The 20705-nt window shown below is 64.6% G+C and carries 22 protein-coding genes; 4 read left to right on the top strand and 18 right to left on the bottom strand.

Translation table 11 applies throughout. The annotated features are described in order from the left end of the window. The first annotated feature begins 52 nt into the window (after positions 1-52). Positions 53-604, top strand: a complete 552-nt coding sequence (locus GTP44_RS03550) for a heme-degrading domain-containing protein (RefSeq protein WP_229256761.1) — start codon at positions 53-55, stop codon at positions 602-604. Between the two features lie 214 nt (positions 605-818). Here the strand turns inward: GTP44_RS03550 and GTP44_RS03545 are convergent, their stop codons facing one another. From GTP44_RS03545 to GTP44_RS03475, 15 genes are all read right to left on the bottom strand, one after another. Then, positions 819-1076 carry a hypothetical protein gene (locus GTP44_RS03545; protein WP_161018344.1) on the bottom strand — a complete coding sequence of 86 codons (258 nt, stop codon included), beginning with the start codon at positions 1074-1076 and terminating at the stop codon, positions 819-821. Between the two features lie 76 nt (positions 1077-1152). Then, on the bottom strand, positions 1153-3159 hold the full coding sequence (locus GTP44_RS03540) for a TonB-dependent receptor plug domain-containing protein (RefSeq protein ID WP_161018343.1): 2007 nt from the start codon (positions 3157-3159) through the stop codon (positions 1153-1155). Between the two features lie 51 nt (positions 3160-3210). Further along, the gene (locus GTP44_RS03535; RefSeq protein WP_160991169.1) at positions 3211-4503 is read right to left on the bottom strand and encodes an MFS family transporter; all 1293 of its coding nucleotides are present in this window, start codon (positions 4501-4503) and stop codon (positions 3211-3213) included. Positions 4504-4577: 74 nt separating this feature from the next. Next, complete coding sequence (locus tag GTP44_RS03530; RefSeq protein WP_229256760.1) at positions 4578-5117, bottom strand: arsinothricin resistance N-acetyltransferase ArsN1 family B; 540 nt, start codon at positions 5115-5117, stop codon at positions 4578-4580. Beyond that, a complete protein-coding gene (arsH, locus tag GTP44_RS03525) occupies positions 5114-5830 on the bottom strand; it encodes an arsenical resistance protein ArsH (protein WP_161018342.1) in 717 nt (238 codons plus the stop codon). Before arsH ends, GTP44_RS03530 begins: the two co-directional genes overlap by 4 nt. A gap of 82 nt (positions 5831-5912) precedes the next feature. Next, positions 5913-6413, bottom strand: a complete 501-nt coding sequence (locus GTP44_RS03520) for an arsenate reductase ArsC (RefSeq protein ID WP_161018341.1) — start codon at positions 6411-6413, stop codon at positions 5913-5915. 14 nt (positions 6414-6427) lie between these two features. Continuing rightward, positions 6428-6757, bottom strand: coding sequence for an ArsR/SmtB family transcription factor (locus GTP44_RS03515; protein WP_161018340.1), 330 nt, complete (start codon positions 6755-6757; stop codon positions 6428-6430). Between the two features lie 156 nt (positions 6758-6913). After that, positions 6914-7339, bottom strand: coding sequence for a nuclear transport factor 2 family protein (locus tag GTP44_RS03510; RefSeq protein ID WP_161018339.1), 426 nt, complete (start codon positions 7337-7339; stop codon positions 6914-6916). Continuing rightward, complete coding sequence (locus GTP44_RS03505) at positions 7336-8112, bottom strand: SDR family NAD(P)-dependent oxidoreductase (RefSeq protein WP_161018338.1); 777 nt, start codon at positions 8110-8112, stop codon at positions 7336-7338. Before GTP44_RS03505 ends, GTP44_RS03510 begins: the two co-directional genes overlap by 4 nt. After that, positions 8100-8633 (bottom strand): DUF3833 domain-containing protein, encoded by a 534-nt coding sequence (locus tag GTP44_RS03500; RefSeq protein ID WP_161018337.1) that lies wholly within the window; start codon positions 8631-8633, stop codon positions 8100-8102. The genes GTP44_RS03505 and GTP44_RS03500 overlap by 13 nt, the downstream gene beginning before the upstream one ends. Then, positions 8630-9853 (bottom strand): MFS transporter, encoded by a 1224-nt coding sequence (locus tag GTP44_RS03495; protein WP_161018336.1) that lies wholly within the window; start codon positions 9851-9853, stop codon positions 8630-8632. The genes GTP44_RS03500 and GTP44_RS03495 overlap by 4 nt, the downstream gene beginning before the upstream one ends. Beyond that, positions 9850-10410, bottom strand: a complete 561-nt coding sequence (locus GTP44_RS03490; RefSeq protein WP_161018335.1) for a chalcone isomerase family protein — start codon at positions 10408-10410, stop codon at positions 9850-9852. The genes GTP44_RS03495 and GTP44_RS03490 overlap by 4 nt, the downstream gene beginning before the upstream one ends. After that, positions 10379-11584 (bottom strand): SAM-dependent methyltransferase, encoded by a 1206-nt coding sequence (locus GTP44_RS03485; RefSeq protein ID WP_161018334.1) that lies wholly within the window; start codon positions 11582-11584, stop codon positions 10379-10381. The genes GTP44_RS03490 and GTP44_RS03485 overlap by 32 nt, the downstream gene beginning before the upstream one ends. Further along, positions 11581-12348: a DUF1365 domain-containing protein gene (locus tag GTP44_RS03480; protein WP_161018333.1), complete on the bottom strand. Its 768-nt coding sequence runs from the start codon at positions 12346-12348 to the stop codon at positions 11581-11583. The genes GTP44_RS03485 and GTP44_RS03480 overlap by 4 nt, the downstream gene beginning before the upstream one ends. After that, the gene (locus GTP44_RS03475; protein WP_161018332.1) at positions 12345-13622 is read right to left on the bottom strand and encodes an NAD(P)/FAD-dependent oxidoreductase; all 1278 of its coding nucleotides are present in this window, start codon (positions 13620-13622) and stop codon (positions 12345-12347) included. The genes GTP44_RS03480 and GTP44_RS03475 overlap by 4 nt, the downstream gene beginning before the upstream one ends. A gap of 85 nt (positions 13623-13707) precedes the next feature. On the opposite strand from GTP44_RS03475, the gene GTP44_RS03470 reads away from it, so the two are divergent. Beyond that, positions 13708-14310, top strand: a complete 603-nt coding sequence (locus GTP44_RS03470) for a TetR/AcrR family transcriptional regulator (protein WP_160991180.1) — start codon at positions 13708-13710, stop codon at positions 14308-14310. A gap of 102 nt (positions 14311-14412) precedes the next feature. Next, positions 14413-15480: an HD domain-containing phosphohydrolase gene (locus GTP44_RS03465; RefSeq protein WP_161018331.1), complete on the top strand. Its 1068-nt coding sequence runs from the start codon at positions 14413-14415 to the stop codon at positions 15478-15480. Here GTP44_RS03465 and GTP44_RS03460 read toward each other — a convergent pair. Continuing rightward, positions 15477-16475, bottom strand: a complete 999-nt coding sequence (locus GTP44_RS03460; RefSeq protein WP_161018330.1) for a GlxA family transcriptional regulator — start codon at positions 16473-16475, stop codon at positions 15477-15479. The two genes, GTP44_RS03465 and GTP44_RS03460, sit on opposite strands and share 4 nt — an antisense overlap. A 116-nt stretch (positions 16476-16591) precedes the next feature. On the opposite strand from GTP44_RS03460, the gene GTP44_RS03455 reads away from it, so the two are divergent. Continuing rightward, a complete protein-coding gene (locus GTP44_RS03455; protein ID WP_160991183.1) occupies positions 16592-17698 on the top strand; it encodes an S-(hydroxymethyl)glutathione dehydrogenase/class III alcohol dehydrogenase in 1107 nt (368 codons plus the stop codon). A gap of 49 nt (positions 17699-17747) precedes the next feature. Here the strand turns inward: GTP44_RS03455 and GTP44_RS03450 are convergent, their stop codons facing one another. Further along, on the bottom strand, positions 17748-18428 hold the full coding sequence (locus tag GTP44_RS03450; RefSeq protein ID WP_160991184.1) for a Fe2+-dependent dioxygenase: 681 nt from the start codon (positions 18426-18428) through the stop codon (positions 17748-17750). Further along, positions 18425-20635 (bottom strand): putative bifunctional diguanylate cyclase/phosphodiesterase, encoded by a 2211-nt coding sequence (locus tag GTP44_RS03445; protein WP_161018329.1) that lies wholly within the window; start codon positions 20633-20635, stop codon positions 18425-18427. Before GTP44_RS03445 ends, GTP44_RS03450 begins: the two co-directional genes overlap by 4 nt. Between the last annotated feature and the right edge of the window lie 70 nt (positions 20636-20705).

The raw sequence follows: 20705 nt of genomic DNA, 5'->3' as shown, positions 1-20705 counted from the left end.
ACGTTATCTTGGCGCAAGTAGAATCTCGCCTATAACACAACACGGAGACCGTATGACCATCCATCCCTTTGCCGCACTGCGGATCGCCGTGCTGATGATGCTCGGCAGTTCGAGCGTGGCGCAGGCCGAGACGGCGGTTGACCTGGCCACGCTGGCGCGACAGGAGCAGGTGCTGCAGTTCGACAGCTTCAATAACGACACGGCCTTTGCGCTGGGCACCAAGGTCATCGAACTGGCGCGCGCGGCCAACAAGAAAGTGGCGGTCAACATCACGCGCGACGGGTTGATGCTGTTTTACTTTGGCATGGACGGCATGACCGCCGACCATGCCAACTGGATACGCCGCAAGAGCAATCTGGTCAATCGCACCGGGCACAGCTCGTTCTACACCCACAACGAGGTCAGGAACAGTGGCGGCAACTACGACAATCTGCCTGGGCTGGACATGCGCGACTATGCCGCCCATGGCGGCTCGTTCCCGCTGATCATCAAAGGCGTCGGCCGCGTTGGCACCGCCACCGTGACCGGCCTGCCGGGCCCGGATGATCACGCGCTGGTGGTTGCCGCGCTCAAGGCCTGTCTGAACATCGACGGCGATCTTTGACTGTTACCTGGGACCGTAATGCGGGTAGACGGTGGCGTTGCCGTCCTGCCGCACGAGATAGACGTCATACGGATCTTGTCAAATTGGGCTTATTCGAGGAGTTGTTTCAGCGACTCTGCCTCCGGCAGTCTGTCGCTCCATGCTCTCAGCCGATCCAGAGTGGCTTTGGCCAGTTTATTCCGGGCGGCTTTTGGCAGCGGTCCGAAGCGGTGTGTCAGTTGGCGTTCCAGTATCTCCAGCGCACCTTCTTTCCTGCCAACAGCACAATTATGCGCGCCTTGCTCCAACGATGTTGGTACAGTAGTTTTGTCAGTTGCCATTTGGCGCCGTACAGGCGACCCACGTCATGGCCAGCCTGCTGCGTGCGCAGATGCGCCAACGTGACCAGTGCAAAAGGGTGGTGCGAGGCCATCAACTCATCCGTCCGGTCTGCATAGTCCTGCAGCTTGGCATGGGCAAAGTGAAATGCCATCACCGTTCCCAACGCCTGGCGCTGATAGGCATCCGGACGCCAGTCAGGCTTATCATCGGCCAGCGCAAAGAGTGATTTACCAGTCGTGCCGCAGTCGCAGCATGGCGAACGGCTGGGTGCGCGTGAGGTTGTGCTCGTAGAAGTCGACGTTGCTGGCGTAACGGTCGCCGCCGGCGTAGTGCTGGCGGTCGTAGCTGATGTTGCGGCTGGCCAGGTTGTTCAGCTCCAGCGTGACCAGCATGTTGGCGGCCGGCCGGTAGTTGACGTAGGCCCGCGCCCAGCCACTGCCGCTGCTGGTGTCGCGCTCGCCAACCTGCCAGCTGTCGTTGCTCCAGCCGTTATCGACCGAAAAGCCCCAGGCCGTGCGCTGCTCCGGCAAGTCCTGCGAGAATTCCACCCGCCACGACAACGGCTGCTCGCCCGACAGCCGGCGCGCGGCCTGCGTGGTTGGATCGGTGACGCTGGATGCGCGCCACGTGGTCGACAGCTTGAGCAGCCCCTGCGGCAGCGACCAGCTGTCGGTCGGCAAGTTCAGCATGCCGCTGACGCTGTCGGCGCTGGCGTCGCCGATATTGCCGGCCGCGTCGTAAGTGGCGGACGCGACGCGGATCGGCATGCGATCGATGACATCGCTGATGTGCGCCTGGGTATAGCTCAGGATGGCGGCGCCGCGATCCCAGAAGCGGTATTCGACCGCGCCTTCGCACAGCCAGGTCTTGGCCGGCACCAGATCCGGATAGTCCGCCCGCAAGGACTTGTCGGCCATGCCGAAATAAGCGGCGGCGTCGCCGAAGTTCAGCTGGCTCACTTCGCGCTCGACACGCAGACGCAGTTGCAACGCAGCGGCCGGCGACAGCGACAAGCGCAGACGCGGCTTGGGATAGACGTAGGACTTGCCGTCCGCCTGGTTGGCGCTGGTGCTCAGGCTGGACTGGGCGAGTTTCACGCCGGCTTCGGCGCTGAGCGCACTGTCCACCTGCCACGCCGACGATAATTGGCCTTCGAGGCGCGATTCGTGCGCCGATGCGCTCACGCCCGGTTGCACGGCGGCTTGCGCGTTGGCTTGCCAGGTGTTGACGCTGTCGTTGGCGTTGATCGCCCGTTCCACGCCGCCGCGAAAGACGACGCCATCGAGCGCCTGCCAGGTAAGCTGCCCGGTGAGAATCTGTTCGCTGGCGGTGTTGGTTGTGACCGAATGGGAGGTGACGCCGCCTGCCGTGTAGGCCGCATCGCCGGTGAAGTCGGAGCTGCGGTACAGCGCTTTCAGGTCGATGCTGGCGCCCGGCCACAGGTCGCGCGTGTAGGCCAGGCCTTGCTCCAATGTGCGGCCAACGTTGTCGTTGCTGGCCAGCGCCAGGGTTTCCGCCGCCTGCCGCGATTGCGACTGGTAGGTCCAAGGATTGTAGCCGCCGTTCCAGCTCACGTCGCCACCCAGCAGCGCTTGCGCGTAATTCACCTTGACGGTTTGACTCTCGGTCAGGCCGTCACTGTCCAGTGACAGCCGCGCCGGCTGTGCCTGGTCGGCATAGCGGGTGGTGCGCTGGCCGCGTCCCTGGCCGGTATCCGGCGCGCGGCGCCAGCCCAGCGCAATATTGATGCTGCGGTCGCCGCGCTTCAGGTTGTAGTTGCCATCCAGCCCCGGCTGCAACGCGCCGTCCGTCGTCGCATAGCTGGCGGCCGTGACCGAGGCGGACACCAGGTCGATTGGCTTGAGGATGAAGTTGGCCACCGTGGCGTGGCCCTGCATATCGATGCCGCCCGCGCCACCATTGATGACATCGATGCGCTCGACGGCGGCGGCCGGAATGCGGCCCAGCACATCGCTGAGCGCATCGGTTTTGGAAGTGGGGCGCTTGCCGTTGATGAGCACATTGCCGGCGGCGCCGCGCGACGGATTACCGCCGTCGAAGACAAACCCCGGCAGCCGGCTCGCCATGTCCATGGCGCTGCTGGCCTGAAATTGGCTGAAGTAGGCCGGCGCAAACGATTGTTGCCCACCCGTGCCGGCCGCAATGGCCGTGCCGGCGGCGGTCAGCGCGCAGGCGAGCACCACTGCATGGCGGAGGAGGGCATCGTGTCTCATTCCAACATTGTGCAATGAACACGATGTTAGCGCAACCTCCGCCTACACCGGTCAATGGTCGGTATGCAGGTAAGAAGGCGTTTTCGGCAAGCGCAGACTGAACAGGAAGGCGACCAGCATCATCACGGTGACGTAGACGAAGAACCAATTTTCATGGCCAAGGTTTTTGAAGGCCAAGCCGACGAACTCGGCCGAGCCGCCAAAAATCGCGTTGGCGATCGCATACGACAGACCCACGCCCAGCGCGCGCACTTCTGCCGGGAACATCTCGGCCTTCACCAGCCCGCTGATCGACGTGTACAGGCTGACAATGGCCAAGGCCAGCGTGATCAGCGCGAACGCGAACACCGGATTGTTGTTGCCGCGCAGAATGGCCAGAATCGGGTAGGTGGCCAGCGCGCCCAAGGCGCCGAACAGCATCATCGAGTGGCGGCGGCCGATGCGGTCGGCCAGCATGCCGAACAGCGGCTGCATGCACATGTAGAGGAACAGCGCGCCGGTCATCACCACGCTGGCGGTCTTGACCGGCATGCCGGCGGTGTTGACCAGGTACTTCTGCATGTAGGTGGTGAAGGTGTAGAAGATCAGCGAGCCGCCGGCCGTGTAGCCCAGCACGGTGATGAAGGCGGCGCGGTGGTGCTTGAAGATGCCGGCCAGCGTGCCGGCATCCTTGTTCTGCATGTTCTCGGCCTTGCCGGTCTCGTGCAGCGAGCGGCGCAGCATCAGCGACACCACGGCGGCGATCGCGCCGATGACGAAGGGAATGCGCCAGCCCCAGGCCTTCAGCTCGGGTTCGGTGAGGAACTGCTCCAGGATGACGATGGTGAGCACCGCCAGCAACTGGCCGCCGATCAGCGTCACGTACTGGAACGACGAGAAGAAACCGCGCTTGCCGCGCAGCGCCACCTCGCTCATGTAGGTGGCGGTGGTGCCGTACTCGCCGCCCACCGACAGACCCTGGAACATGCGGATGATCAGCAGCAGGATGGGGGCGGCCACGCCGATGCTGGCGTAGGTCGGCAGCACGGCGATCGCCAGCGAACCTGCGCACATCATCAGCACCGAAATCACCATCGATTTCTTGCGGCCGACGCGGTCGGCGATGCGCCCGAACAGCCAGCCGCCAACCGGTCGCATCAGGAAGCCGACCGCGAACACGGCGGCGGACTTGAGGAATTCGGCGGTGGGGTTTCCGCTGGGGAAGAACTGGCTGGCGAAGTAAATCGAGGCGAAGGAGTAGACGTAGAAGTCGAACCATTCCACCAGATTGCCGGAGGAGGCGCTGATAATCGCAAACACGCGTTTGCGTTTTTCCTCAGCGCTGTAGTGAGGGTGCTCGGTCATTTTGCTCTCGTTGCTTGGTCGTGCGAGCGATTGTAAAGCATCCGAATGGCGCGCGGCAGATTCTTGGCGATCTTCTACCTTGCCTTTTTCGGCTGATTTGTGCCGAGGTGTTTTTCCCAATATCCCACGTCAAGCCAACGATCAAATTTGAAGCCGACCTCACGGAATTGGGCGACCTTCTCAAATCCCATCTTCTCGTGCAATGCGATACTGGCGGCGTTAGGCAGCGCTATGCCACCGATAACCAGGTGGTACCCACTCTTGGCCAAGCGTAATAGCAGTTCACTATATAACGCTCTGCCCAAGCCTTTGCCGGACAGCGCTGGCGCCAGATAGACCGTACTCTCAACCGAGAAACGATAGGCATGGCGCACCCGCCATTTTGTGGCGTAGGCATAACCCGCCACTTCACCATCGGACTCCACCACCAACCAAGGTAGTCCGGCGCCCTGGACATCTGCAATACGCTGGGCCATGTCCGTGTCAGTGACAGCCTGTTCTTCGAAGGTGATCGTCGTATTGAGGATGTAATAGTTGTAAATGTCAGCGACCACCTTGGCATCACCTACTGCTGCATCTCGAATAGTCATAACGGCTTTGGCTGGATCGCTCATATTTTCTGGATCGTCTGGGTAATCGCCTTCATCGAACGCTCATTGCGCTCGCTGTAACGGTCGGTAAGGTAATCAGCCCGGCCACGCAGCAGTAGCGTCATCTTGAACAACTCCTCCATGACGTCGACCACGCGATCATAGTAGCCGGATGGGCGCATGCGACCGGCCTCGTCGAATTCATTATAGGCCATCGGCACAGAGGACTGGTTCGGGATGGTAAACATGCGCATCCAGCGGCCGAGCAGACGCAGCGTATTGACCACGTTGAAAGACTGTGAGCCGCCGCAGACCTGCATTACCGCCAGGGTGCGTCCCTGGCTTGGCCGAATCGCGCCCATTTCGAGCGGTATCCAGTCAATCTGGTTTTTCATGACCGCGGTGACGGTGCCGTGGCGTTCTGGGCTACACCAGACCTGGCCCTCAGACCACAGGCATAGCGCTCGCAGCTCAATGACCTTGGGATGGTCTTCCGAGACGCTACCGACCATGGGCAGCTCCATTGGATTGAAGATCCTCACCTCGGCGCCGAAGTGCTCCAGTATGCGTGCGGCCTCTTCGGTAAGGTAGCGGCTGAAGGACCGCTCCCGGAGTGAACCGTAAAGCATCAGGATGCGCGGCGGATGATGCAGGCCGGCGGCAGCGTTGAGTTGCTCCATCGTCGGCATATCGAGCTGCGCAGGATTGATATTGGGCAGATCAGTGATCTTTTCCATTGTTGTCTTCTCCATGGTGAGTCCAGGCCCGACGAAATCTTGATGCCCTTGCTGGCCACGGCATGCAGAGCCGTGCCGCTGATTAAACCGGCGTGGCGCCGATGGTGTGGATTTCGTGCTGGATCGCGTTCTTCTCCAGCATGTGCAGCGGCAGGCTGACAAAGATGCTCATACGGGCCATGATCTGGCGGAAGATGCGGTGAAATGCCTCGCGCTTCTCTTCGTCCGTTCCCGTGACCGCCGCCGGATCTTCGAAGCCCCAGTGCGCCGACATTGGATGGCCAGGCCAGTAGGGGCAAGTCTCGCCGGCAGCGTTGTCGCAGACGGTGAAAATGAAGTCCATTTGCGGCGCGTCAGGCGCACCGAATTCGTCCCAGCTTTTGCTGCGCAGGCCAGCGACCGGATAGCCGGTGGCCGCCACCTGCTCGATGGCCAACGGGTTGACAGCGCCGTTAGGCTGGCTGCCGGCCGAGTAGCCTTTGAAGCGGCCTTGGCCCATCGTCGTGACGAGTGCTTCAGCCATGATGCTGCGCGCCGAGTTACCAGTACACAGGAACAGAACGTTGTAGACCTTGTCTTGCATGGGAATTCTCCGTATTAATGGGCGGTAGGGGTGGTGCCGCAGCTTGCTGGGCCACATGGAATACCACCGCAGCAGTTTTCCGTCAGGTAGCCGATCACACCGTTCATCACCGCCACATCGGCCGAGTAGATGATGAAGCGGCCTTCAGCGCGCGAGGTGATAAGCCTGGCGTGCGTGAGCTCCTTCAGGTGAAACGACAGCGATGATGGTGCGACATCAAGATGCTCGGCGATCTTGCTGGCGGCCATGCCAGCTGGCCCAACCTGCACTAACAGGCGAAATACCGCCAGGCGGCTCTCCTGCGCGATCGCGGCCAAGGCGGCCAGAACATCTTTGGTATCCATCAGACTATTCCATCATTCAATGATTATGGAAGTATTCTATTGCAAAAAGCTACGACAATTCAAATATTATCGAAGTATTGTTGCAACTTTATGACACGGCGAGCAGACGGCGCTTGAAGCACTCGCGGCGTCGCCGGCGCTGGTGGCCGAGGCGGATTAGGGCGTCGGCACGGCGAAGCGGCGGCGCAGCCAGCGGATCGGCGCGCCGACCAGCGGCAGCTTTTGCAGCAGTTCTTCGGCCGCGTCCCAGTAATCGCGGTGCAGCGTGACCAGACCCTGGTCGTTGAAGCGGAAGTGGGTGCCGCCCACCACCTCATAGGTGACGCCGCGCAACGTGCAGACAAAGGTCCAGGTCACGAAGGCCTGCTGTCCCTGCACGATGCGCTCGCCAATGATGAAGTGCGGATGGTCGCTGTGCGTGAACATATGGTGCAGCACGGCCTCGATGGCCGACACGCCGCGCACGTCGTTGAACGGATCGCGGAACTGTGCGTCGGCGGCGTAAAACTGGCGCGCGTGGCCGACGCTCTGCGGCGTCAGCGTCGCGTACCAGGCGAGCAGGGGGGCTAATGATGTCGTCATGTGCGTACCAGTCGTGCTATCAGCGGAAAACGCAGCCGGTAGGGCAGCCAGCGTACCAGCTTGAGCGCCAGCGTGAAGCGGCGCGGGAAGTGGATTTCAAACCGTCCCGACGAAATGCCGTCGCGGATGGCGCGCGCCGCCGCCTGTGGCGTTTGCAGCGCCGGCATGCTGAATTCGTTCTTGGCGGTCAGCGGTGTCTGCACGAAGCCGGGATTGATCAGGTGGACGCTGATGCCGCGCGGGCGCAGATCGACGTACAGCAGTTCGGCCAGGTTGATCAGCGCCGCCTTGCTCGGTCCGTAGACGCTGGCGTTGGGCAGGCCGAAGTAGCCGGCCACGCTGGCGACGATGGCGATGCGGCCGTTGCCGCGTTCCAGCATGGCGGGCAGCACCGTCGTCAGGCCGGTGTAGACGCTGCCCAGATTGGTTTGCAGCGTGTGGGCGGCGCGGCCGGCGTCGATCTCCCAGCTGCGCTCGGGACGATATTCGGCGGCGCAGAAGACGATCAGGTCCACACCCCCAAATTCAGCAGAAATCTGCTCGTGGCGCTGCTGCCAGGCCTGCTGGTCGAGGATGTCGAAGGCCGCCACCAGCGCTTGCGGATGCGCGTCGGCCACCGATTGCAAACGCTCGGCACGCCGCGCCGACAGCGCCACGCGCGCGCCGGCCTGCAGCGCCTCCTGCGCCAGCGCGGCGCCGATGCCGCTCGACGCGCCGATGACCCATACGCGCAATCCGGTCCAGTCGCGCACGGGCGTGTTCAAGGGTTGCATGCGCGCCTCCGGAACGTCAGCGTGACCTGGCCGAATTCGATGCCGAATTTGCGCATGCTGGCGCGGTTGATCATGGTGCAGCGGTCGATCAGGAACATCCAGTCATCGAATTGCATCGCATACGTGGTGCCGTCAACCGGCAGCAACAGCGTGTATTGCCAGCGCAGCGCGTTGCCGGCGGCGGTGCCTTGCGCTTCGCCCTCGACGTCGGCGGCGGTGCCGCGCCAACGCCCCTGGCCATCGTTGACCAGACGCCAGACGCGCTGTTGCGTGGTGCCGTCGTCGTAGCGGAAGCGCTCGTCCAGTGTCAGCACGCCTTGCTGCTGGGTGCCGGTGATGACGACGTGGAAGCGTTTCGTCACTTCGCCGTCGCGCTTCTGGAACATGCCCCAGGCGTCGGTGACGCCGGTGAAGTACTCGGCCGGATCGAGCGTTGGTGAGACCGTCTTGTACTGCTGGACGTCCGGACCGGCGCAGCCGGCCAGCAGCACGGCCAGCATGACGTTGACTAGTATTTTCATGTGTTGCTCCCCAGGGTTTCGGTGCAGCGGCTCAATGCCGCCATCGCCAGTAATTTGATCAGACAGGGCAGGACGGCGTAGGCCAGCACCAGGCTGACGCCGCCGCCCTGACCGGGACGGTAATCCAGCCACGACAGCAGCGGCAGCGTCAGGCCGGCGATGGCCAGCGCCAGTTTGCCCAGCAGCGTGAACAGGCCGAAACCGGCACCGGCACGTTGGCCCAGCAGCCGTCCCAGCAGGACCGGTGGCAAGGCCAGGTCGGCGCCCAGCGCCGCGCCGGCGGCGATGCAGACCGCCGCGTAGGGCACGAGGTCGCCGCTGCCGAGCAAGGCGGCCCCGCAGAAGCCGGCCACCGCCAGCAACATGCCGGCGCGCCAGCAGCGCAGCGCGCCGTGGGTATGGGCCAGCCTGGCCCAGACCGGCAATCCGCAAGCGGCCGCGCCGAAATAGCACGCCAGGAACACGCCTGACAACTGCGGCGCGCCCAACTGGTCGGCGATGTAGAACAGTGCCAGCGTGGCCGGGATGGCGACCGACAGCGCATTCAGAAAGTAGGGCAGCAGCAGCGCCCGCACCGGACGATTGCCTGCCAGTTCACGCAGCGTGTCGCGCCAGCCCTGTGTTTGTATGCTCGTCGGGGTAGCCACCTGTGGCGCGTGGCGAAGCAGCGCCCACATGGCCGAGACCATCAGCAGTCCGAAGGCCATGCTGTAAAGCGCCAGCAGCGGCCGGACCTGTGCGGTATCGCCGCCGAGGATGGCGGCTGGCGCGAGACTGGCCGCCATCATGCCTGCCAACCCCAAGGCTTCGCGCCAGGCGGCGGCGCCCAGTGGGCCATGTAGTTGCGATCCCCATGTCAGGTAGGCGATGTTGATCAGGCTGTGCGCACCGTAAGCCAGCACCAGCATCAGCGCGATCCAAAGACTGAGCGCGCCGGCGCCGATGCCGACCGGCGGCAACCACAACGCGGCAAACGCCAGCACCAGCACCACGGCGCCGAGCGTCATCCAGCGGCGATGCTGTGCTGGCCTGCGATCCAGCAAGTGGCCCAGTAGCGGATCTTGCAGCATATCGATGCCGCGCGCGATGAACAGCACCATGCCCAGCGGGCCCAGCGCCATGCCCAGATGCGATGCGTAGTAAGCCGGCAACTGCACGAACAGCGGCAGCGCCGCCATGGCCAGCGGCGCACCCAGCAAGCCGTAGGCGGCATTGCTCATGGCTGCGCTCCCATCAGGCGCTGACGCAACTTCTGGTCGCGGCTCTGCGGATTGAGCCAGATGTCGAAGAAGGCGCGCGCCAACGCCTCGTCATCCAGCTCGGCCAGCAGGCGCTCGCGGTCGTACAATTGCATGCCGCGCCCCGGCAGATAAACGCCGATCAGCTCATCGCCTTCGCCGACATCGACGAAGGCCGACATCAGCAGCGCTTGCCAACGTTTCAGCGTGGCGTCGGCGATCGGCGCGTCGCTGAGGCGTCGGATTTCATCGATGCTGGTATCGACCAGCCGCTGACGGCTGATGCCGCGGTAATAACGCAGTTGCAGCGCAAACGGCTGGGTGGCGTCGAACGGCTTGCTGGCCGACCACAGGGTGGCGCGGTAGATGCGCAGCCCGAACCAGGTCAGGTCGCCGCCACCCAGTGCTTGCGCCTGCGGCACCATGGCACGCCAGTCCGCAGCGGCGGCTTGGGCGCGGGGTCCGATGCAGGCCAGCAGCAGCGCGGCGCACAGCACGCGCCGGCGCTCAGGACTTGTGCAAATGGAATTGGACGACATCGGTACGGCCCTCGTCAAATGCGGCTTCACAGTAGGCAAAATACAGGTCCCAGATGCGCATGAAGTGGGTGTCCAGGCCGAGCGCGCTGACCTGCGCGTCGGCCGCGTGATAGGCGCTGCGCCAGCGGCGCAGGGTTTCGGCGTAGTCGGGGCCGAAAGCATGGTGTGCGACCGGACGCAACCCGGCGCGCGCGGCGCCGCGCTCGAAGCGCTCGATGCTGGGCAGCATGCCGCCGGGGAAAATGTACTCCTGAATAAAGTCCGCCGTGGCGCGATAGCGCTCGAAGTGACGCGCATCGATGGTGATCGATTGCACCAGCGCCTGGCCGCCCGGTTTCAGGCGCGATGCCACCGTGCTGAAATACTCGGGCCAGTAGCGCTTGCCGACGGCCTCGAACATCTCGATCGACACCACCGCGTCGTAGCTGCCGTCGATGTCGCGGTAATCGCGCAATTCCAGTTGCGCCAGCGCGCCCAGGCCGGCGGCGTCGATGCGTTGGCGGGCGATCTCCAGCTGCGATGGTGAAATCGTCAGGCCATGGACCTGGATGCCCTGGCGCGCGGCCTGCTCGGCAAAGCCGCCCCAGCCGCAACCGATTTCCAGCACCCGGTCGCCGGCGCGCAGGCCCAGCGTGTCGATGATGCGCTGATACTTGCGCTGCTGCGCCTGTTGCAGAGGCTGCTGATAATCACCGTCGAACAGGGCCGCCGAATACGTCCAGCTCGGGTCCAGCCACAAACGGTAAAAATCGTTGCCGATATCGTAGTGCTGATGAATATTGCGCCGGCTGCCGCTGCGCGTGTTCGGCCGCAACCAGTGACGCAGGCGATACCAGCAGCGCGCCAGCACGCCGCCGAACAGCGCCGGCTCCAGCGCCGCCTCGTTGCGGATCGCCAGCCGCAGCAGGTCCACCAGGTCCGGACTGGTGATCCAGCCGGCGGCCCAGGCGTCGGCCAGGCCGATGTCGCCGGCGCGCAGAATGCGGCCGCATGCGCGCCAGTCGCGGATCTCCAGCGTGGCGCCGGGGCCGACACGGGCGTTGCCGAACACCATGCGCGTGTGGTCGGGCGTGATCAGTTCCAGGTGACCTGTGCCGATGCGGCCAAGCAGATTCAGGAACACCCGCGCGGCGGCGGGGGCGGCCTGGAGAGTGGTCGACAGCGTTTGGCTCATTGAAGCGGCTCCTCGTGAACGGTAGTGTGGGGAAGGGTGCGCGGCGGTTTGCGGAAGAAGGGCACGCCCTTCAGCCACAGGCGCAGCGCCTGACTATGGATGCGGAACACGACGCCGAGGCCGAGCAGCGGGTAGCGCAGCAGCGCGCCAGCGGCGGCGCGGCGCGACAGCGGCTGCACATGGCCGGTCAGCGCTGTGCGGATCAGCAGGCCCTGCTGGTCGTGGTAATCGATGGCGGTGTGCGGGCGCGTGTCGCTCGGGCGGAAACGGAAGCGGTAGTCACCGCTGGTCTCGCAAAACGGCGATACATGCATCTGCTTGCGGCAGGCGCCGCGGCCGTCTTCGCTCAGTTGCAGCAGGTAGCGGTGGGTTTCGCCAAAGGTGTTGTTGACCTCGGCCAGCACGGCGCACAGGTGGCCGTCACGGTCGTGGCAATGCCAGAAGCTGACAGGATTGAACACGTAGCCGAACACCCGTGGAAACGTTTGCAGCCAGATCTCGCCCTCGGCCGGAATGCCGTACGTGGCCAGCAGCGCTCGCATCCAGTGCTCCAGGCTGGAACCGTCGCGCGCGCCGTAGTCGCGCGTGCGCAGCGACAGTGGCCGGCGGCGGTCGATGCCGAACCAGACGGACTGGCACGCGTCCAGCCGCGCCAGGTTCACGCGGACATAAAACACCGGATACACGAAGCGGTGCAGTACCGGCCTCAGCCGCGCATGCATCACGCGCGCGTGGATCAGTTGCGCGGGCGCCTGCGGCTTCATGGCAGCGAAGCCCAGGCTGGGGAGGTGTCGAAGGCGGCGGCGATGCGCAGCGCGGATTTGAGGCCGTCCTCGTGGAAACCGTAGCCGGTCCAGGCGCCGGCGTACCACAGACCGCCCTGGCCCTGGATACCGCTTAGTGCTTGCTGCGCGTCGATGGCCGGCTGGTCCATGATCGGATGGTCGTACTCAAACCGCGCCAGCACCTTGTCCGCCGCCGGGGGCGATGGCGGATTCAGCGTCACCACCACCGGCGTGCTGAACGGCAGGCTTTGCAGCTGGTTCAGCCAATAGCTGACGCATACCGGACGGCTGCCGTCCGATTGGTGGGAGGATAAATAATTCCAGGCCGACCAGACTTTGCGCCGTTGCGGCATCAGGCGCGCATCGGTGTGCAGCCAGGCGGTGTTGGGCTGGTAGCGCACGGCGCCCAGAATGGCGCGCTCGTCGGCGCTGGCGTCTGCCATCAGCGCCAGCGTGGTGGGCGCGTGGGTGGCCAGCACCACTTCGTCGAACGCTTCGGTTTGCGTGGCGGTCGCCACCAGCACCTTGCCATCCACGCGGCGCAGTCCGCCAACCGGCGTGTTCAGGCGGTAATCGGCCAGCGTGGCGGCGATGGCCTGCACATAGTGACGCGAACCGCCACGCACGGTACGCCATCGCGGCCGGTTGTTGACCTGCAGCAGCGCGTGATTGAGGCAGAAGCGCAAGAAGGTCGCGGCTGGAAAGCCGAGAATGTCGCGCGGCGAACTGGACCAGATGGCGGCCGCCATCGGCAGCAGATAGGCGTCGCGGAACAGCTTGCCGTAGCCTTGACGCGCCAGCAGTTCACCCAGCGTCGCGCCGTCGCTCTGGCTTTGCGCCAGAAACGCCTCGGCGCGGCGATTAAAATGCAGGATGTCGCGCAGCATGCGCAGGAAGGACGGCGAGGCGAGCCGGCGGCGCTGGGCGAACACGGTGTCGAGGTTGGTGCCGGCCCATTCGAGCGCGCCGTCATCCATCGAGACACCGAACGACATGTCGCTGGCGATGTTTGCCACGCCCAGCTCATCGAGCAGCGCGATCAGGTTGGGATAGGTTTTTTCGTTGTAGACCAGAAAGCCGGTATCGACCGCGCAACGCTGCCCCTCGACTTCGATGTCCACCGTGTTGGCGTGACCGCCCAGATATGGTCCGGCCTCGAACAGCACCACGTCGTGGCGGCGTTGCAGGAAATAGGCGGCGGCCAGGCCGGAAATGCCGGCGCCGATGACGGCAATGCGTTTGCGTGTTTGCATGGATATAGTGCTGTTGATCTACCGATATGCTAATATTACTACCAACAAATCAGAAATGCTACTGATTAGTAGCTAAAATTTACCAATGAGTATTCTTTCAAAATTCAGTTTCAAGGATCAGGCGTTCAAGTTGCGTGAGAGCGCCATTCTCGACGCCACCACGACCGTGTTGAGCAGTAAGGGCTATGACCTGATGACCATGGACGATGTGGCCGGCGCGGTTGGCATCTCCAAGCCCAGCCTTTACAAGCATTTCAAGTCCAAGGAGGAGCTGGTAGGCGAGGCCATGATCCGCCTGCTGGACGGCGCGATCGACCAGGTGACGGCGATGGACGCGTCGCTGGGGCCGGTGCAGAAATTGTCGGCGCTGCTGACCTGGGCGCTGCGGGTGCGGCTGGGCGGCGGCCTGCCGTTCTTGCCGTCGACCAGCCCGCATGTGCGGGACATGCTGATGCGCAACGTCAAGTACATGCTGCGCGTGGTCAAGCTGAATCGCATGCTGGAGGCGCTGGTCAAGCAGGGGCAGAAGGAGGGCTTGCTCAACGCCAGCCTGCCGAGCGATGTGATTCTGTTCAGTTACTACGCGCGCACCTGCGATCCGGCGGTCGAGTTTCTGAGCAAGTTCAGCAAGATGAGCGACGACGACATCGTGCGGCACATGCTGACGGTGGCGTTCCAGGGCTTGTAGCACCGGGCGGTCGGATTGGCGAAAGGAAACACTCACCGTTGGCGGCGGCCGTTTTGCGGCATAATCTGACTATGACTGTTTGGTGACCCTCGGAGAAGTGTGATGAACGTGCTGGTCGTAGATGACACCCAGATGAACCTGGACCTGTTCTGCCATATGCTGAGCATGCTGGACACAGCGACGCCGTTGCCCATGGCCGATGTCGGCGCGGCGCTGGCGTTGTGCGAGACCAGCATGCCTGACCTGGTGGTGGTGGACTACATGATGCCCGGCATTGACGGGTTAGAGTTCCTGCGCCGCTTCCGCGCGCTGCCCGGCGCGCGTGACGTGCCGGTGGTGATGGTCACCGGCGACACCGAGTCCAGCGTGCGGCACGAGGCGCTGCGCCTGAGCGCCAACGATTTTCTCACCAAGCCGGTCAACAGCATCGAGTTCAACGTCCGCATCGGCAATCTGCTGGCGCTGCGTCAGGCGCAGCTGCAACTGGCGGCGCGCGCCGACACGCTGGCCGAGGCGGTCGCCAAGGCCACCGCCGCCATCGTCGCCCGCGAGCACGAGGCGATTTACCGGCTGTCGCGCGCGGCCGAGTTCCGCGACAGCGACACCGGCAGCCATCTGCAGCGCATGGCGGCCTACTCGCGGCTGATCGCCGCCACGCTCGGGCTGGACGCCGCCGAGTGCGACCTGATCGCCGACGCCGCGCCGATGCACGATATCGGCAAGGTCGGCATTCCGGACGCCATCCTGCTCAAGCCGGGACCGCTGACCGACAGCGAACGCGCGGTCATGCAGCACCACCCTCGGATCGGTGCCGCCATCCTCGAAGGCAGCGAGTCGCCGTTGCTGCAGGCCGGCGCCACGATCGCCATCAGCCACCACGAGCGTTACGACGGCGGCGGTTATCCGAACGGCCTGGCCGGCGAGGCGATTCCACTGTATGGCCGGATCGTCGCGGTGGCGGACGTGTTCGACGCGTTGACCTCGTCCCGACCCTACAAGCAGGGCTGGGAGCTGGCACGCGCCGTCGCCTACCTGCAGGAGCAGAAGGGCGGCCAGTTCGACCCGGCCTGCGTCGATGCGTTGCTGGCCAATCTGGAAGAGGTGCCGGCGATCCAGCAGCGCTACGTCGATCCGCCGGCCAGTGAGATGAGCGTCGCCGGCCTGCGCTAAGCGCCGGTGGTGGCGAAGCGCTCGCGATAGACTTTGGGCGTAATGCCCAGTTTTTTCATGAAGACGCGGCGCATGTGCGCCTCGTCGGTGAAGCAAGCGCGCGCGGCGACCGTCTTCAGCGCCAGCGCTAGGTCGGCCAGCAATTGCGTGGCCCGCTCGAAGCGGCACATCTCGATGAATTCCTGCACGCTCAGGCCCACTTCCTGCTGGAACACGCGGGCGAAGTGGCGTTCGCTCATCATCGCTTTCTGCGCCAGTTGCGACACCGACAGGCGTTCGTGCAGATGGTCCAGTATCCAGTTTTGCAGTTCGCGGATATTCGGCCGCGCGGTGCGCTCGCTGCGCAAATGCGCGCTGAATTGCGACTGCCCGCCGGGACGCTTCAGGTAGACCACCATTTCGGTGGCCACTTCCAGCGCCAGATCGCGTCCGAAGTCTTCCTCCACCAGCGCCAGCGCCAGGTCGATGCCGGCGGTGACGCCGGCCGAGGTCCACACATTGTCGGCACGGATGAAGATAGCGTTGGCATCGACCTCGATCGCCGGATACTCGGCCTGCAGGCGTTCGGCCACGCTCCAGTGGGTGGTGGCGCGCTTGCCGTCCAAGACACCGGCGGCGGCGAGGAAAAACGCGCCCGAGCACAGCGCCGTCAGCCGCTGGATGCGCGGCGCCACGGCGGCCACCCAGGCCGTGATGGCGGCGCTGTCCTCCATCGCCTGGCGGATATGGCGGGCGCCGACGATGATCGCGTTGTCCGGCAGCGCCAGTGGATTGAGCGCCTTGGTCGCCTCCAGCGCCATCAGGGTGTCGGAACGGACCAGGCCGGTTTTGTGGGAGGCGATGCGGACATCGTAGCCGGCCGTCTTGCCGCGCCGTTGCAAGTGCAGGTTGGCGTACTCGAAGACCGACATCGGTCCGATGGCCTCCATCGCTTTGAAGCCCGGATAGACCACGATATCGACCGTGATCGGCGGCTGGGGTGCAGATAAGTTCATAGGGCAGTCAGGAAAATCCGGTCATTATTGTACCAATTCCTGCCATTCTGATGCGCGGGCGCCCACGCGCCGGGCGGCGGCCGGCACAATGCCGCCATCTTGTTACGGGAGCACGCATGAAAACCAAAGCAGCAGTAGCATGGCGCGCCGGCGCGCCGCTGACCATTGAGGAAGTCGACCTGGCCGGCCCGCGCCAAGGCGAGGTGCTGGTCGAGCTGAAAGCCACCGGCATTTGTCACACCGATTACTACACGCTGTCCGGCGCCGATCCGGAAGGCCTGTTCCCTGCCATTCTGGGCCACGAGGGCGCCGGTGTGGTGGTGGACGTCGGTCCCGGCGTAACCACGCTGAAAAAGGACGATCACGTCATTCCGCTGTACACGCCGGAATGCCGCCAGTGCAAGTTCTGCCTGTCGCGCAAGACCAATCTGTGCCAGGCGATCCGCTCGACCCAGGGGCGCGGCCTGATGCCGGACGCGACCAGCCGTTTCTCGCTCGACGGCAAGCCGCTGTTTCACTACATGGGCACCTCGACCTTCTCCAACTACATCGTTGTGCCGGAGATCGCGCTGGCCAAGATCCGTTCGGACGCGCCGTTCGACAAGGTGTGCTACATCGGCTGCGGCGTGACCACCGGCGTGGGCGCGGTGCTGTTCTCGGCCAAGGTGGAGGCGGGCGCCAATGTGGTGGTGTTCGGCCTGGGCGGCATCGGCCTGAACGTGATTCAGGCGGCCAGGATGGTCGGTGCCGACAAGATCATCGGCATCGACATCAATCCGGCGCGTGAAGCGATGGGCCGCAAGTTCGGCATGACCCACTTCATCAATCCCAACGAGGTGGACAATGTGGTGGACGCCATCGTCCAGCTGACCGACGGCGGCGCCGACTACAGCTTCGAGTGCGTCGGCAACACCAAGCTGATGCGCGAGGCGCTGGAATGCACGCACAAGGGCTGGGGCCAGTCGTTCATCATCGGCGTGGCGGCGGCGGGGCAGGAAATCTCGACCCGGCCGTTCCAGCTGGTCACCGGCCGCGAATGGAAGGGGTCGGCGTTCGGCGGCGCCCGTGGCCGCACCGACGTGCCGAAGATCGTCGACTGGTACATGGAAGGCAAGCTCAACATCGACGACCTGATCACCCACCGCCTGAAGCTGGAAGACATCAACCAGGGCTTCGACCTGATGAAGAGCGGCGAATCGATCCGCTCAGTGGTGCTGTACTAAAACCGCTTCATCGGCGCTATCCCTTGGCGGGCTGCGGACGCTGGGTGGCTCAGGCCTCGCTCCATTGGCGCAGCAGGTTGTGGTAGTGGCCGGTGAGGTTGACCAGCTCCTCGCAATCGCCGAGACGGGCGCGCAGCGACTGGATGTTGCGGTCGAGGTCGAGCAGCATGCCGCGTCGCTGGTCGTCGCGGATCATGCTCTGGGTCCAGAAGAACGAGCAGACGCGGGCGCCGCGCGTGACCGGCTCCACCCGGTGGATGCTGGTCGATGGATAGACGATCAGGTCGCCCGCCGGCAGCTTGACCTCGTGCGTGCCGTAGGTGTCTTCCACCACCAACTCGCCGCCCTCGTACTCGTCCGGATCGGTCAGGAACAGGGTGGACGAGACGTCGGTGCGCATCCACTGGCCGTCGAGCGCCATGCGGCGCATCGCGCCGTCGACATGGTTGCCGTAGGTGCCGCCGCCGGCATAGCGGTTGAACATCGGCGGGCAGGTACGCAGCGGCAGCGCCGCCGAGAAGAACAGCGGATTGCGCGCCAGCGCGTCCAGCACCACTTGGCCCAGCTCGTTGGCCAGCGGTGAATTTTCGGCCAACTGCTGGTTGCTCTTGACCTTGACGCCCTGGCCGCCGACGGTGGCGCGGCCGTCGATCCAGTCGGCGTCGCGCAGCCGTTGCCGCATCAGGCTCACTTGTTCGGGCGTCAGCACGCCGGGAATGTGCAGCATCATCTCTTTGCTTCTCCATCAATAAGTATGTGTTCCAGCGCGGCCGCCGGCAGCGGCTGGCTGAAGTAAAAACCCTGGGCCAGGTCGCAATTGAGCTGGCGCAGGAAGTCGTGTTGCTGGCGTGTCTCCACGCCCTCGGCCACCACGGTCAGGCCCATGCTGTGGGCCAGCGCGATGACGGCGCCGGCGATGGCGCCATCGTCGGCGTCGGATGAGATATCGCTGACGAAGGAGCGGTCGATCTTCAGCGCGTTGATCGGGAAACGCTTCAGATAGGACAGGCTGGAATAACCGGTGCCGAAGTCGTCGATGGCCAACTGCACACCCATGTCGCTCAGCCGTTGCAGCGTGACGGCGGCGGCGTCGGCGCGGTCCATCAGCACCGACTCGGTGATCTCCAGTTCCAGCGCGTCGGCGTGGCAGCCGGTGTCCGCCAGCACGCGCGCCACCATCGCGTCCAGTCCGGGCTGGCGGAACTGGCGCGCCGACAGGTTGACCGCCATGCGCAAGGCCGGCAGGCCGGCGCGGCGCCACGCCACCTGCTGCGCGCAGGCGGTGCGCAGCACCCATTCGCCGATGGGGACGATTAGCCCGGTTTCCTCGGCGATGGTGATGAAGGCGTCCGGCATCACCAGGTCTTGCCCCGCCGGATACCAGCGCAGCAGCGCCTCGGCGCCGACGATGTGGCCGCTGGCCAGTTCGATCTGCGGCTGATACTTCAGTTGCAGCTCGCCGCGCTCGACCGCGTGACGCAGGCCGCTTTCCAGCGTCAGCCGGTCCAGCGTGCGGGCGTTCATCTCCTCGGAATAAAACTGATAATTGCCTCGCCCCAGCGCCTTGGCCTGATACAGCGCAGCGTCGGCGTTTCTCAGCAGCGTCTTGCCGTCGGTGCCGTCGCGCGGGAACAGGCTGATGCCCACGCTGCAGGCCGGCGCCAGCTCGTGGCCCTGAATCAGCATCGGCTGGAACAGCGCGGTAAGGATTTTCTGCGCCAGCGCGGCGGCGATATGTTCATGCGGCAGCTCGGGCAGCAGCACGACGAACTCATCGCCGCCGAAGCGGGCCACCGTGTCGGCGTCGCGCACCGCCTGTTTGAGGCGGCGGCCGACCTCCACCACCACGCTGTCGCCGGCGTCGTGGCCGAGACTGTCGTTGATGGTCTTGAACCGGTCCAGGTCGAGAAACAACATCGCCACCTGGTTGCCGCTGCGGCGGGCCTGGGCGATGGCTTGCGACACCCGGTCGAGCAACAAGGTGCGGTTGGCCAGGCCGGTCAGCGCGTCGTGCCGGGCCAGGTGCATCAGCTCCTCCTCGAAGCGCTTGCGCTGGGAAATATCCTCGATGACCGCCACCAGCGCGGCGGCGCTGCCGTCCGGCTGCATATTGGTGAAAGTGGTCTTGACCCAGACCTGCTTGCCATCCTTGCGCAGGTAGCGGCGCTCGCGGGACGAGGTTTCCAGTTCGCCGTCGGCCAGCGCGCGCAGCAGCGGCGCGTCGGTGTGCCCATCTTCCGGCGCCGTCAAGTCCGACAGATGCATGGCGCGCAGTTCCTCCTCGCTGTAGCCGACAATATCCTGCAGCTTGCGGTTGACGCGCAGCCAGCGGCCTTCCGCCGACAACTGCGCCAGGCCGACCGCCGCCTGACCGAACGCGGCGCGGAAGCGGGCCTCGCTGTCACGCAGTTGCTGGCGGCTGGCCTGGATGTAGGTGTCGAGCGCCAGGCCCATGTCGAAGCTGGCGATTTTCATCAGCGCGTTGTAGGTCGGCAGGAACAGGGCGGGGCGGTCTGTCAGCAGTTCCTGCAGGACCGGGCCGAGGTCGCCCAGATATTTGCGGTAGGCGCCGATGTACCACTCCGGCGCCAGGCCGATGCGCTGATGCGCCAGACCGACCCGCAATCGATGGCGCACATACTCGGTGCCGTAGTCGCCGGCCGTCAGCGTCTGGAAGTATTTGCCTTGCAGATGATGCAGCCGGTCCAGCACCACCGGATCGCGCAGCAGCAGGCGCAGCACCGGCATGGCCAGCAGATGGCGGTAAAAGCCGGCGATGACTTCGGGCAGGCGCGGTAGCAGCAGCGGATGGATCTCGCGCAGCAGCCGGATGTCGTCCGGCGTGACCTCCAGAAACAGCAGGCGCTGCTCGATGTCTGCCGCCGCCGGCATCATGGTGCCGGCGGTACGGTCCAACTCCCTGGGGTCTGCAAGCATGCGGGGCTTCCTATGGTGGGGCGGCATGCAAGAGGCGCGCCGCGCGCGGCAACCAGTCTAGCTTGTGCGT

This window comes from Duganella lactea, from assembly GCF_009857505.1.
Lineage (GTDB): Bacteria > Pseudomonadota > Gammaproteobacteria > Burkholderiales > Burkholderiaceae_D > Rugamonas > Rugamonas lactea.
Note: the sequence above shows the minus strand (reverse complement) of the source record. Positions and strands in the feature narration are given on the sequence as shown.